At 61.1% G+C, this 12,430-nt stretch carries 12 protein-coding genes, 1 tRNA gene and 1 pseudogene; 8 read left to right on the plus strand and 6 right to left on the minus strand.

Annotated features, from left to right (window positions below; all coding sequences use genetic code 11):
* Positions 1 to 39: 39 nt before the first annotated feature.
* Positions 40 to 2,391, plus strand: coding sequence for a GAF domain-containing protein (locus ACERZ8_RS07670; RefSeq protein ID WP_407591661.1), 2,352 nt, complete (start codon positions 40 to 42; stop codon positions 2,389 to 2,391).
* 183 nt (positions 2,392 to 2,574) lie between these two features.
* Positions 2,575 to 3,492: a hypothetical protein gene (locus ACERZ8_RS07675; protein ID WP_407591662.1), complete on the plus strand. Its 918-nt coding sequence runs from the start codon at positions 2,575 to 2,577 to the stop codon at positions 3,490 to 3,492.
* Between the two features lie 289 nt (positions 3,493 to 3,781).
* Here the strand turns inward: ACERZ8_RS07675 and ACERZ8_RS07680 are convergent.
* Positions 3,782 to 3,857 (minus strand) — tRNA-Ala (locus tag ACERZ8_RS07680).
* A gap of 95 nt (positions 3,858 to 3,952) precedes the next feature.
* Positions 3,953 to 4,285 carry a TIGR02300 family protein gene (locus tag ACERZ8_RS07685; RefSeq protein ID WP_407591663.1) on the minus strand — a complete coding sequence of 111 codons (333 nt, stop codon included), beginning with the start codon at positions 4,283 to 4,285 and terminating at the stop codon, positions 3,953 to 3,955.
* A gap of 132 nt (positions 4,286 to 4,417) precedes the next feature.
* On the opposite strand from ACERZ8_RS07685, the pseudogene ACERZ8_RS07690 reads away from it, so the two are divergent.
* From ACERZ8_RS07690 to ACERZ8_RS07700, 3 genes and pseudogenes are all read left to right on the plus strand, one after another.
* Positions 4,418 to 5,111 (plus strand): annotated as a pseudogene (locus ACERZ8_RS07690) (M48 family metallopeptidase).
* Between the two features lie 31 nt (positions 5,112 to 5,142).
* Positions 5,143 to 5,793: a GntR family transcriptional regulator gene (locus ACERZ8_RS07695; RefSeq protein WP_407591664.1), complete on the plus strand. Its 651-nt coding sequence runs from the start codon at positions 5,143 to 5,145 to the stop codon at positions 5,791 to 5,793.
* A 65-nt stretch (positions 5,794 to 5,858) separates the two neighbouring features.
* Complete coding sequence (locus ACERZ8_RS07700) at positions 5,859 to 6,941, plus strand: PAS domain-containing sensor histidine kinase (protein ID WP_407591665.1); 1,083 nt, start codon at positions 5,859 to 5,861, stop codon at positions 6,939 to 6,941.
* A 3-nt stretch (positions 6,942 to 6,944) separates the two neighbouring features.
* On the opposite strand, the gene ACERZ8_RS07705 is transcribed toward ACERZ8_RS07700, so the two are convergent.
* Both ACERZ8_RS07705 and ACERZ8_RS07710 read right to left on the minus strand, forming a co-directional pair.
* A complete protein-coding gene (locus tag ACERZ8_RS07705; protein ID WP_407591666.1) occupies positions 6,945 to 7,907 on the minus strand; it encodes an acetyl-CoA carboxylase carboxyltransferase subunit alpha in 963 nt (320 codons plus the stop codon).
* Between the two features lie 59 nt (positions 7,908 to 7,966).
* Entirely contained in the window at positions 7,967 to 8,560 is a 594-nt protein-coding gene (locus ACERZ8_RS07710; RefSeq protein ID WP_407594206.1) for a LysE family translocator, read from the minus strand.
* Positions 8,561 to 8,632: 72 nt separating this feature from the next.
* Between ACERZ8_RS07710 and ACERZ8_RS07715 the strand changes: the two genes are divergently transcribed.
* Positions 8,633 to 9,085, plus strand: a complete 453-nt coding sequence (locus tag ACERZ8_RS07715; protein ID WP_407591667.1) for an Lrp/AsnC family transcriptional regulator — start codon at positions 8,633 to 8,635, stop codon at positions 9,083 to 9,085.
* Between the two features lie 3 nt (positions 9,086 to 9,088).
* On the opposite strand, the gene ACERZ8_RS07720 is transcribed toward ACERZ8_RS07715, so the two are convergent.
* Positions 9,089 to 9,556: a DUF302 domain-containing protein gene (locus tag ACERZ8_RS07720; protein WP_407591668.1), complete on the minus strand. Its 468-nt coding sequence runs from the start codon at positions 9,554 to 9,556 to the stop codon at positions 9,089 to 9,091.
* Between the two features lie 110 nt (positions 9,557 to 9,666).
* Here ACERZ8_RS07720 and ACERZ8_RS07725 point away from each other — a divergent pair, with 110 nt between their 5' ends.
* On the plus strand, positions 9,667 to 10,140 hold the full coding sequence (locus ACERZ8_RS07725; RefSeq protein WP_407591669.1) for a transglycosylase SLT domain-containing protein: 474 nt from the start codon (positions 9,667 to 9,669) through the stop codon (positions 10,138 to 10,140).
* Between the two features lie 24 nt (positions 10,141 to 10,164).
* Here ACERZ8_RS07725 and ACERZ8_RS07730 read toward each other — a convergent pair whose 3' ends face one another.
* Positions 10,165 to 11,121: an L-malyl-CoA/beta-methylmalyl-CoA lyase gene (locus ACERZ8_RS07730; RefSeq protein ID WP_407594208.1), complete on the minus strand. Its 957-nt coding sequence runs from the start codon at positions 11,119 to 11,121 to the stop codon at positions 10,165 to 10,167.
* A 252-nt stretch (positions 11,122 to 11,373) separates the two neighbouring features.
* Here ACERZ8_RS07730 and dgcN point away from each other — a divergent pair, with 252 nt between their 5' ends.
* Complete coding sequence (dgcN, locus tag ACERZ8_RS07735; RefSeq protein WP_407591670.1) at positions 11,374 to 12,375, plus strand: N-acetyltransferase DgcN; 1,002 nt, start codon at positions 11,374 to 11,376, stop codon at positions 12,373 to 12,375.
* The last annotated feature ends 55 nt before the right edge of the window (positions 12,376 to 12,430 follow it).

Below are 12,430 nucleotides of genomic sequence, written 5' to 3' on the forward strand. Positions count from 1 at the left end.
AACGTGACGGAAATTCATAAGGCAATTTAGGATGATGCGGTGACGGACAGGGACGACAGCGGCAAGCAATGCGACGCGTTGTCGGATGCCCGCGCGCATCTTGAGGCGCTGCGCGAGGTCCTTGATGTCATCGCGAACAGCCGCGATGACGAGGCGCCCGTCTTTGAATGCATCCTTGATCGCGCGCAGGCCCTGTGCGGTGCGCCAGTGTCGGCCCTTGTCCTTGTGCGCCCCGGAGACACGTTTCAGACCCTCGCGGCACAGCGCGGCGTCAAGGAAAGCGCGGCGCAGTTGTTTCGTGATCGCAAGATGCCGATGGATGCCGAACAGACCTATGCGGCCAAAAGCATTCTGGAACGCAAGCTCATTCATCTGCCCGATATGGCGCACAGCGATCTCTACAAGGCGGGCGCCGCCCCGGTGCGCGCGATGGTCGACGAAATCGGCATTCGCACTGTCCTGTTCGTGCCCCTGATATCCGAGGGCGAGGGGATCGGTGCCATCACGCTGTTCCGGCACGAGATTTCCGCCTTTGACGACCGCCAGATCGCGCTGGTCAAAACCTTTGCCGAGCAGGCGGTGATCGCCATCCAGAACGTGCGTCAGTTCAAGGAGGTCCAGATCCGGCTTGAGCGCGAGCGCGGGATGGCCGAAGTGCTGCACCTGATCAGCACATCGCGGGACGACGAGGTGCCCGTGTTCGATTTGATTCTGAAAAAGGCCGCCGCCCTCTGTGCCGCTGACTCTGCCGCGCTGGCGCTGGGCCGTGCGGGCGACAGCCATCAAAAACTTGCAGCCTCTCTCGGCGTCGATCCGGCGACGCAAAAGGTCTATGACGATGGGCTTGTCACGATGGACCCGGATATTTCGATGGCGGCCAGCTCCATCGTCAAGGGCAAGCCGGTCCATGTGCATGACATGGCCGACACCGAGGGCTACAAAAAGGGCATATCCCACTACGTGACAGTCGTGGAGGATACCGGCATCCGCACCAACCTGTTTGTGCCACTCATGACGCAAACGGGTGGGATCGGGACGCTGATCCTGTTCCGCAAGGACGTTCGCCCCTACACCGCCGATGAAATCGCGCTTGTCGAAACCTTTGCTGCGCAAGCCGTCATTGCCATCGAAAACGTCAATCAATTCCGCGAAATCCAGTCCCGTTTTGAACGGGAGGCGGCCGCCCGCGAGGTGTTGGGTGTCATCAGCCGCTCGCGCGACGACGAGATGCCGGTGTTCGAAGCAATCCTCGAAAACGCCTCGCGCCTGTGCAACGCGCCGCTGGCCTTTCTGCCCATGGCCAATGATGCACGCACCCACGTATCAGTACCCGCTTTTCGCGGGGTGAGGCCGGATTTTGCGGATGCGCTGAAAGAGTTCAACGAGCCGATGGCCGAGTCTGGCCTGGTGGCGGTGCGCGCCGTGGCCGAAGCCCGGATCATCCAGAGCGCAGATCTGGTCAACGACCCGGAATTTCCCGCCTCGGGTCGGTGGCGCAATGAGCTGGTCGAGACCGAAGGTGCCCGATCAGTTCTGCTGGTTCCGCTGATGCAGGGCGACATCGCCATCGGGGCGATCATGCTCTACCGGCGCGAAATTGCGCCTTTTGGCGCGCACGATGTTGAGCTGGTCAAAACCTTTGCCGAACAGGCAGTGATTGCCATCGAGAATGTCCGCCAGTTCCGTGCGCTGGAATCGCTGAATGCCGAACTTGGCACCCGGGTTGAGGAGCAGGTGGGCGAGATCGAGCGGATGGGCCGCCTCAAACGGTTCCTGCCCGCTGCTGTCGCCGATACTGTGGTCAGCCAGGGCTCGGACAAGCTGCTCAAAAGTCACCGCGCGTTGTTGGGCGTGCTGTTCTGCGACATTCGCGGGTTCACCGCCTTTTGCGAAACTGCGGAGCCAGAGGAAACCATCGAAGTTCTGCAATCCTATCACGAAGAGATGGGCGCACTGATCGCCGAACATGGGGCGGGGGTGGACACACGGGCGGGGGACGGGATCATGGTCTTGTTCAACGACCCGCTGCCTTGCGACGATCCGGCGGGCAGCGCGCTGCGTCTGGGTCTGGCGATGCGGTCCCGGATGGCGGAATTGTCGCTCAAATGGCGTCGACACGGGCATCGGCTGGGCTTTGGCGTTGGCATATCGCTGGGCTATGCCACCGTTGGCATGGTCGGATCGGCGGGGCGCTATGACTACACCGCCAGCGGGACTGCGGTGAACCTTGCCGCGCGGTTGTGTGATCAGGCCAAAGATGGTGAGATTTTGCTGAGCCCGCGCGCCTATACGGCCGTCGAGGACAATTTCGATGCCGAAGCGGTGGGCGAGATGTCCCTCAAGGGCATTCACGCACCTGTCGAAGTGTTCCGGGTTGTGACTGGCGACTGATCGCGGTGAGAGTCGCGACTTGATGAGTATCGAATAAAATTCCCGGGTTCGGGGTTATCTGATAGTGTCGCTTGCAGGTTGGCCCATGTGCCGGCCTGACAAATTTGAACACAGCAAAGAATCCGCATTTTCGGAGTTGAAATGACCTGCTTTTGCCCTCCTCGCGTTGCGCCTCTCGGGGCTTTGACGGCGCCCAAGGCCAGCCTTGCCGTGGGCGCTGTGCCCATACAGATGCCAAAAATGGTTGCGATGCTTGGCCTGCCCATGCCCGATTCTGCACCCGCCCCGCGCATCGACATGAAAATGGCCGCCGTCATGGCCCCGATGGTGGGCCAGTCCTGGGTGCCGCCGAAGCCTCCGGCGCTGATGGGCAAGATGGCGTCCTTGTCCTCTTTGGCGGCCTTTCTGCCGCTGACGGATATTGCCGCGCTGATGAATGAATTGCAGCAGATGGTGTCCGAGCTTGCCGAGAACGTGCAGCCCGTGCTGAGTGCTGCGGCCTATATGCCCAAGAAACCCATGTTCAACATGGTGATGGCTGCGCGGATGACCTTGGCGATGCGCGCGCAGGGCCTGTGCCCGATGGATCTGTCCGGGCTTGACAGCACCTTTGCCCAGGCCGAAGGGCTGCCGCCTGCCCCGGGCAAGATGAACGCAACGATGGGTGCTGTGCGCGGGATGGGTCCGATCCCGCGGTTTGCCCTGCCCATTCCAATGCAGTCCATGGCCATGACGTTGGCGAGCCTTGGCCCGCTTGAGACGATCCCCACGTCGCTGGCGATGCCGCCAGTCAGTTCGACCAGCTTTGCCGGGGCGGCGATGGCGATGCTGTCGCAACTGGCACGCATCCCGCCCTTGCCGCTTGATGCCAGCAAGTTGTTGTCCGAACTGGCCCGGCTGACCGATCTTGCAGCCATTCAGGCGGCATTTGGCGAAGGTGCCATGACCACGACTGGCGTTGGCAAAGTGCAGGCGATGCTGAATTACATGAGCCGCTTGCCCCTGCCGCCGATCCCGCCCATGGCACTGGCCATGCAGCCCAAGCTGGACATGTTGCCCCCCTTCCAGCCGTCGAGGCCGGGGCGCGGGTTGCCAGCCTGAACGTGCAGACCTTTAACCAGACGATGTCAATGAGCCCGCCGCGCGTGCCGATTCTGACGCCTTTGATGGCCCTCAACGCGCTGAAAAACGTCCTGGCCGATATTCTGGGGGTCGAGCCGCATTCCGGCTGCCCGGTTTGTCTGGGGTGACACACGGGTCGCCGTATGGGCGCGCGGTGCACGGGCACTGGAGTTGGTTTAGGATGACGCCCCTCGCAGGGGCTCGGGGCATTCTATTCCGAAATTCGATCCACTGGTTCGAATTTTTTGCTTCGCAAAATGGAAAAGAATGGTGGAGCATAGCGGGATCGAACCGCTGACCTCCTGCATGCCATGCAGGCGCTCTCCCAGCTGAGCTAATGCCCCATTCTTCAGGGTCGGCTGTGTCCAGCCGTGCGCCGCTGATTAGGCGCTTTGCCGAACGGGATCAAGTGAAAAAGACCCCGGTCGGCACTGGTGTTTCAGGTGTCGTCGTCGTTGGATGCGACGTCGGCAATCTCTTCGAGCGGGACTGTATCTTCGTCCTCGTCGTCATCATCCAGCAGATCGTCGTCCAGATCCACATCGACGTCATCATCATCAACCACCTGATCATCATCATCCGTGGCGGTTGCGGCCTTGGCCTTGGCTGTCACGGCGTCTTCGGCATCCGCCGCGATCATGCGTGTTTTCGAGCTGTCCAGTTCCACAACGTCGCCTGTATAGGGGCTGACGATGGGCGAGCGGTTCATGTCATAAAACCGTTTGCCCGTGGTTGGGCAGAGGCGTTTCGTGCCCCATTCTTCCTTTGGCATCGGGTATCCTTGTCTGTCTTGCGGACCGGGTGCGCATAACGCGTGGCGGCCGTCTTATATTGCAGCGATTCTGGGCAAGTGCCATAAGGCCGGGACGGAGTCAAAGCCTTATGGCCAGATAGGGGAAATGGGATGTCGATGCGTGTCCTGCAAGGGGATCCGGATATCGCGCTGACCTTGCGCCGATCTGCGCGGGCGCGGCGCATGACCTTGCGCATTTCGCAGTTTGACGGGCGGGTAACTCTGACCTTGCCCACCCGCGCGTCAGAGCGCGAGGCGCTGGCATTTGCCGAGCAGAAACAGGCATGGATCTCGCAAGCATCTGGCCAATTGGGATGGCCACCTGCCCGTTGGTCTGGGGTCTGAAATTCCGATTGATGGCGAGATATGCGTGGTCCAACCCGGCGCGGGGCGGTCGGTGCAACTGGAGCCCGGAGTGTTATCAGTGCCCGGGCCAGAGGCGCGTGTGCCCGCCCGTGTTCTGGGCTTTCTCAAGACGCGTGCCCGTGACCGCCTTGCCGCTGCCAGCGATCACTATGCCGCACAGCTTGGACGCACCTATTCGGGGATTTCCCTGCGCGATACCCGGTCTCGCTGGGGGTCGTGTTCCAGCGCGGGGCGGTTGATGTTTTCGTGGCGTTTGGTCATGGCCCCTCGCGAAGTGTTGGATTACGTCGCTGCCCACGAGGTCGCGCATCTGGCGCAAATGAACCACTCCCCCGCATTCTGGGCCGAAGTGACCCGCATTCATGGCCCTTATGAGGCGCCCCGCGCCTGGCTGCGCCGCCAGGGCAACGATCTGCACCGCTACCGCTTTGACAATTGACCAAGTGGACCACATGTGATCACAAATCAGCATGCAACCTGTTCTGCGCACGAAAGAGGCGTCTTCCGCCGCCCATGACCGCGTCTATCGCCGTTTGCGCACACGTATCATGCATGGCGACATCCCGCCCGGCACGGCCCTGACCCTGCGCGGGATCGGCAAGCAGTACGACGTATCCATGACCCCTGCGCGCGAGGCGGTGCGCCGTCTGGTGGCCGAGGGCGCGTTGACCTTGTCGCAATCGGGCCGGGTGTCGACACCGGAACTGTCCAACGAACGGATCGAGGAACTGGCCGCCTTGCGCGCCTTGATCGAGGTGGAACTGGCCACCCGCGCACTGCCGCGCGCCCATCTTGCCCTGATCGAACGGTTGCAGACCATCAACGGAGCCGTGGCCGAAGCGGTCGCACATCGCGATGGGGTCAGCTATCTGCGCACCAATCTGGAGTTTCACCGTACGCTTTATCTGCGTGCCCAGGCCCCGGCGATGCTGGCCATGGCAGAAACAGTGTGGCTGCAGATGGGTCCGACCATGCGGGCGCTTTACGGGCGTCTGCGCCGCACCGAACCGCCACAATACCACCGCCTCATCATCGCAGCCCTTCGCGCCGGAGACGAGCCGGGTCTGCGCCTTGCCGTGCGTTCCGACGTTACACAAGGGTTAAGGATGTTGGCGAGTTAGGGACTCGGCTTAAGACTTTGGTAGCGTCAGCAAAGCTAGATGGGGCGGACTCCAAGGAGACGGCCATGCGTTGGGAAGACTTTTCCGTATTTGATTTCGTCAATCAGTTCATTTTTGTGCTTGTGCCTGACGCGGACAATCGCCCGATCTATGCGTTCCTGAACAAGATCGGGTCTGACCGGCTGGGAAAAACCCGGGATGAAATTGTGGGGCAGCCCGCGCACGAGATTTTCAGCGGGCGCGCGGCCTATTCTGTGTACCGTCGCCAGTGTGGGGCATGGGCGAACGGGGTTGAAACCGATTACGAGATTGCACTGCCCTTGGGCACGGAAACCATGTGGGCCCGTACCAACCTTGTCCCGGTCCATGATGCAAATGGTCAGGTGACCCACATGATTGGCACGACACAGGATATCACTGACGAACGCAAGCAGTTGCAGGATCATGTCCTGTCCGCCGCCGCCGCGCAGGATCTTGAGGATCTGATGTGCATGGCCGCCCACGATCTGCGCAGCCCGCTGAGCAATCTCAAGACGCTCGCGGGCATGATGCGCAAGGATTTTGTCGATCACGGGGATGGCAAGTCGCAACTGATCGACATGATCGACTCGATTTCTGATCGGGCGCTGTCCGTGGTGTCGAGCATCATGGGGCAGGCCATGGCCATGGGACCGGTAGGTTGCAACGCCGCCTTTGATCTTGGGGCCATGTGCGACGATGTGATGGTGATGCTGGACCCGATCAGCAAACACAGCGTTTCTTACCCGCGCGTCGAGGTGCAGGCCGAAATCATGGTTGTGCACATCGTCCTGCGCAACCTGATCGACAACGCAGTCAAACACTCGGGCAAAGAAGTGGTCAAGATTTCAATCGACATGACCCCGATGAATGCGGAGCGGTTGCTGTTCAGGGTAAGCGACAATGGTTCGGGCTTTGACAGTCGGGTGGTTGACGCATGGGAGACTGCTGAAAGCGGGAATTACGGGGGTTTTGGTCTGATGGGTGTGCGGCGATTGGTACGCTCTCGCGGGGGGAATGTCGCGCTCACCACACCCACGTCGGGGCAGGGTGCAGAGGTGCAGGTGGAACTGCCGGGGCGCATCGTGCAAACACGCGCCGCACCGATTGCATCGCTGCGCGCAGGCTAGCCGTCAGGCTGCAAGTCCAGTCTGCCCGAGGTTCATGAACTTCTTGCGTCGATCCGCGATGAGGGCGTGCGCATCCATCTGGCTCATGTCGTCCAACATCGCGGCGATGGTCTTGCAAACCGATGTCATCGTTTCTGCGGCGAACCGGTGTGCACCGCCCAAGGCCTCAGGAATGATACGATCAATCACACCCAGTTGCTTGAGGTCTTGCGCGGTAAGTCGCAACGCCTCGGCCGCTTCGCGCATCTTTTCGGAATCCTTCCACAGGATCGAGGCGCAGCCTTCGGGGCTGATCACCGAATAGACCGAGTGTTCGAGCATCGCGACCCTGTTGGCGGTGGCAAAGGCGACGGCCCCGCCTGACCCGCCTTCGCCGATGATCACGGAGGCGATGGGCACGCCGATCTGCAGGCACTTTTCAGTCGACCGCGCGATGGCCTCGGACTGGCCGCGCTCTTCTGCGCCTTTGCCCGGATAGGCACCGGGTGTATCAACCAGCGTGATCAGCGGCAGACCAAACCGGTCAGCGATGTCCATCAGGCGGATCGCCTTGCGGTACCCTTCGGGCCGCGCCATGCCGAAATTCCGAGCAATCCGCGATTTGGTGTCGTTGCCTTTTTCGTGGCCCAGCACCACCACAGGCCGGTCGTTGAAGCGCGCCAGACCGCCCATAACCGCGTGGTCGTCGGCAAAGTTGCGATCCCCGGCCAGTGGCGTGTATTCGGTGAACAGCGCATCGATATAGTCAATGCAATGGGGCCGCTCGGGATGGCGTGCCACCTGACATTTGCGCCAAGGCGTGAGGTTCTTGTAGAGGTCCTGCAGCAGGGCCGCCGCCTTGCCATCCAGTGCCGCCGCCTCGTCCGAGACATCCATGTCCTCGTTTTGCCGTGCAAGGGCGCGCAGTTCTTCGGCCTTGCCTTCGATTTCTGCCAGCGGCTTTTCGAATTCCAGATATTGCGTCACGCGCGCACTCCTGATGCGGTTTGTCGCTATATGGCCGGAGGGCGCGGCATTTGCAATGTTCAGGGAAAGACGACCGGGTAAAGCGAGGCGACAAGCAACGCGGCCATCGTCCAGTTGAAGGCGGTCAACCGCGTCGCATTGGTCAGCAGGCGCGCCATTTGCTGACCCATCAGGGTCCACGTACTGACCGAGGGCAGATTGATCGCGCCGAACACCAGGGCGACCAGTGCGATTGCGGGCAAAGTGGTGTCCGGCGTGTAGACCGTCACGGCCGTCAGCGCCATGCTCCACGCCTTTGGGTTGACCCATTGAAAGGCGGCGGCCTGCAGGAATGTCATGGGCGTCCCCTTGCCCTGCCCGGTCTGAACAGGGGCGGCATTGGCGATCTTCCACGCCAGAAACAGCAGGTACAGGACCGATACGACTTTGAGGATCTGGTGGCTGATCGGGTAGGCGTCAAACACCTGCACCAGACCTGCACCGACCAGCAGCACCATGAAACAGAACCCGATGCCGATCCCCAGCATGTGCGGGATCGAGCGGCGAAAGCCGAAATTGGCCCCGGATGCCATCAGCATAAGGTTGTTCGGCCCCGGTGTGATCGAACTGACAAGAGCAAAGGCGGCAAGCGCGGGGACAAGATCAAAAGTCATCCGCAATAAATGACCTCTTGTTTGCGATCATAAATTGCAAAGATGCGGTGTTTTCGCCATTGTTTGCAATGAATGGCTGAAATTGACCAGATAAGTGAACGTATCCTGCGCGAGTTGAGTCGCGATGGGCGGTTGAGCAACATCGCGTTGGCTGAACGTGTGGGCCTTTCACCCTCTGCCTGCCTGCGCCGGGTGCAGGAGTTGGAGCGGCGCGGTGTCATTTCGGGTTACCGCGCGGTGCTGGATCGCACCAAGCTTGGCCAGGGTTTCGTCGCCTATATCGGTGTCGGGCTGAACGAGCATTCCAAGGCCAGCCAGGAGGCGTTCGAACGTGCGATTTCGCGCGCGCCCGAAGTGCGGGAATGCCACAATATTACGGGCACCATCGAATACCTGCTGCGGGTCGAGTGCGCCGATATCGCCAGCTACAAGGCGTTTCACACCGACATGCTGGGCGCGTTGCCGCATGTGCACAGCATCACGTCCTATGTGGTGATGGGCTCGCCCAAGGATGAGCGGGCCTGAACGCTATTTTGCCGCCTCGGCACTGATGGTCGCGAAAATCGCGTCGAGTTCAGCGGCCAGTGTTTCCAGTTCCGGCCCTGCCTCTGCCATGTAGGGGGCAAATACGGTCGAGGGCAGCTTGTAGCTGAGCGTTGCGGTGCCGTCTTGATTTTCCGTCACATACATCCGGATCGGAGCCTCGATCATCGCCGCAGTCGACAGGTTCAGGATGTTGACGGCGTAGACATTGTTGAACAGGCCGATCACGCGGTTGCCGGGGATGGTGATGCCCCGATTTGCTGCGGCCCCTGTGGGTCCGGCTTGGGTCACAACGCCCATCTTGTTGGCCTTCGCCGCCGCTTTCACCGCATCGATCAGCGCGTCATAGCCTTTGTCCGTGGCGGTGACGGACCAGCCATCGCGCGGCGCCATTTCGGCCTGTGTCATGGGGGCGAGAAGGATCAGGATGAGGGCGGCAAGCAGGCGGGTCATTGAACGGCTCCGGTCTATGTCAGGTCCACAGGGAAACATGTGCGCAGAGAGTTGCCCAATCACGTCTGTGTGCATGGCGCGCACAGCGCACTGTTGATAACGATGCGCGCATGATCCGCATTCTGATGACCGTCGCCCTGTTGGCACTTGCCGCCTGTTCCACCAGCGAACCGCCCATGACTGCGCCTGCCGTCCCGCTATATCCCAACGAAACCCCGCAATTGCGCGCGCAGATCGAGGCAGCGGCGGCAGAGAATGACATTCCCGTCGCCCTTGTGCAGCGTGTTGTCATTCGGGAAAGCACGCATCGCCCAGAGGCCCGCAATGGCCCCTATTACGGTCTGATGCAGATCCTGCCCGCGACTGCGCGCAGTATGGGTTTTCGCGGTGAACCGCGCGATCTGCTCGATGCGGAAACCAACCTGCGCTATGCGACGCGGTACTTGCGTGGGGCGTGGCTGGTGTCGGATGGAGACATGGATGCGGCAGTGATGTGGTACGCACGCGGGTATTATTTCGAGGCCAAGCGGCGCGGGCTGATCGAGGAAACGGGCGTGGACGGGCGCAAGGTTTGGCCTTCGTAAAGTAAGGCGGCGCCCGCTGTCCACTCAGCCTGCGATCATCTCGGATTGGCGTACGATGACTTCGGCCTGTTTGATCGATGCGATGTCCACGAGACGCCCCTTGTAGACAGTCGCGCCTTCGCCCTTCGCCTTGGCCTCTTCCATCGCTGCAAGGATTTCGCGGGCTTCTGCAACGGCCTCGACCGATGGGGTGAAGACTTCGTTCGCGATGGCCACCTGTTTAGGGTGGATCGCCCATTTGCCGACCATGCCCAGAGTGGCCGAACGCCGCGCCTGTGCACGGAAACCGTCGTCATCCGAAAAGTCGCCGAATGGTCCATCAACGGGCAGGACCCCTTGCGTGCGACAGGCGGCCACGATTGCGGCCTGCGCCCAGTGCCACGGATCGGACCAGTGTTTCTGACCCTCATGCAGCATGTAGTAGTTTTCCTGCGTGCCCCCGATCCCGGTCGTGGCCATGCCCATGGACGCGGCGAAATCGGCGGCCCCAAGGCTCATCGCGGCAAGGCGGGGCGAGGCGGCGGCGATCTCTTCGACATGGGCTATACCTGCGGCGGATTCGATGATCACCTCGAACTCGATGGGCTTGCTGCGGCCCTTGGCGGCCTCGATCGAGGACACAAGTGCGTCGACCGCGTAGATGTCGGCGGCATTGCCAACTTTCGGGATCATGATCTGGTCAAGGCGGTCGCTGGCCTGTTCCAGCAGATCGACCACGTCACGGTACCAGTACGGGGTGTCGAGGCCGTTGATGCGCACGGACAGGGTTTTGGTCCCCCAGTCGATGTCGTGGGTGGCCTGAATGATGTTGGCGCGCGCGCTGTCCTTGTCAGACGGGGCCACCGAATCCTCAAGGTCCAGGTTGATGACGTCCGCCGCAGAAGCCGCCATTTTTTCGAAGATGGCGGGGCGCGATCCGGGGCCGAATAGCTGACAGCGGTTGGGGCGGGCCGGAGGGGTGGGTTGCAGGCGGAACGACATCATGCGCCCTTTCGGTAAGATTGTTGCGTGTGATTTGCTTCGTCAGTTATTAAATTTCAATCACCTTCACAAGCCGGATTGTGCAGGTGCAGCATCACCGCCCTTATGCATCGAAATGACGCGAGCGGCACGATATGGAGCCGATAGGCGCATCAATAGGTCCCAGATTTGCTCTGGAGTGCCGATTTTGCGATGCGCCCGCCGGGCAAATGCGCCATTTTGGCGCGACAAATGTGAACAGAAAGACCTCAGATGATTCAGACACCCTATCTCTTGTTTCTCGGTGATGCTCCGGACCAGTTGGCCGCGAAAGTGGCCCAGGGGATCACCGACTGGCGCCCCGAAAACGCTGTGGGCCAGTTCCGCCTGCCCGGATGTGGTGCGGATATGGGGCTGACCGACATGACGCTTGAAGAGGGACTTGCCGCAGGTGCGAAAACGCTGGTGATCGGCGTGGCCAACCGTGGTGGTGTCATTTCCGCCGAGTGGAAGGTGGTTTTGGTCGAGGCGCTGAAGATGGGCTATGACCTTGCCGCTGGTCTGCACAATCTGCTGCGTGACGAAAACGAATTGCAGTCTGCCGCTAAGGTCAATGGTGGCACGTTGCACGACGTGCGCGTCCCCACGGTCGCATACCCGATTGCAAATGGCATCAAGCGGTCGGGCAAGCGTGTTCTGGCAATCGGCACGGACTGTTCCTGCGGCAAGATGTATACCGCCATGTCGATGGACGCCGAAATGCAGGCGCGCGGAATGAAGTCTGATTTTCGCGCCACGGGCCAGACCGGCATTCTGATCACGGGGCGTGGCGTACCGCTGGACGCGGTGATCGCCGACTTCATGGCCGGTGCGGTTGAATATCTGACCCCGGACAATGATGCCGATCACTGGGATCATATCGAGGGGCAGGGCAGCCTGTTCCATGTGTCCTATTCCGGTGTCACCATGGCGCTGATCCACGGTGGACAACCCGATGCGCTGGTGCTGTGCCACGAACCGACCCGGACCCATATGCGGGGCCTGCCGCATTTCGGATTGCCCACACTTGAAACGCTGCGGGACACCGCGCTGCCCTTGGCGCGCTTGGCGAATCCGGCTTGTCAGATCACCGGCGTGTCGGTCAACACCAAGGCGCTGGACGAGGCCGCTGCCAAGGCGTGCCTGACCGAGATCGAAGATCGCATGGGCCTGCCCGCCACGGACCCTTACCGCTTTGGTGCTGCCAAGTTGGTGGATGCCCTTGTCGCGTCGTGAGGGTGCGGATGAAAAATCGGCCTTTCCCGGTGCGTTTCGCTTGCGAGTGGGTGGA

The organism is Tateyamaria armeniaca (genome assembly GCF_045797845.1).
Lineage (GTDB): Bacteria > Pseudomonadota > Alphaproteobacteria > Rhodobacterales > Rhodobacteraceae > Tateyamaria > Tateyamaria armeniaca.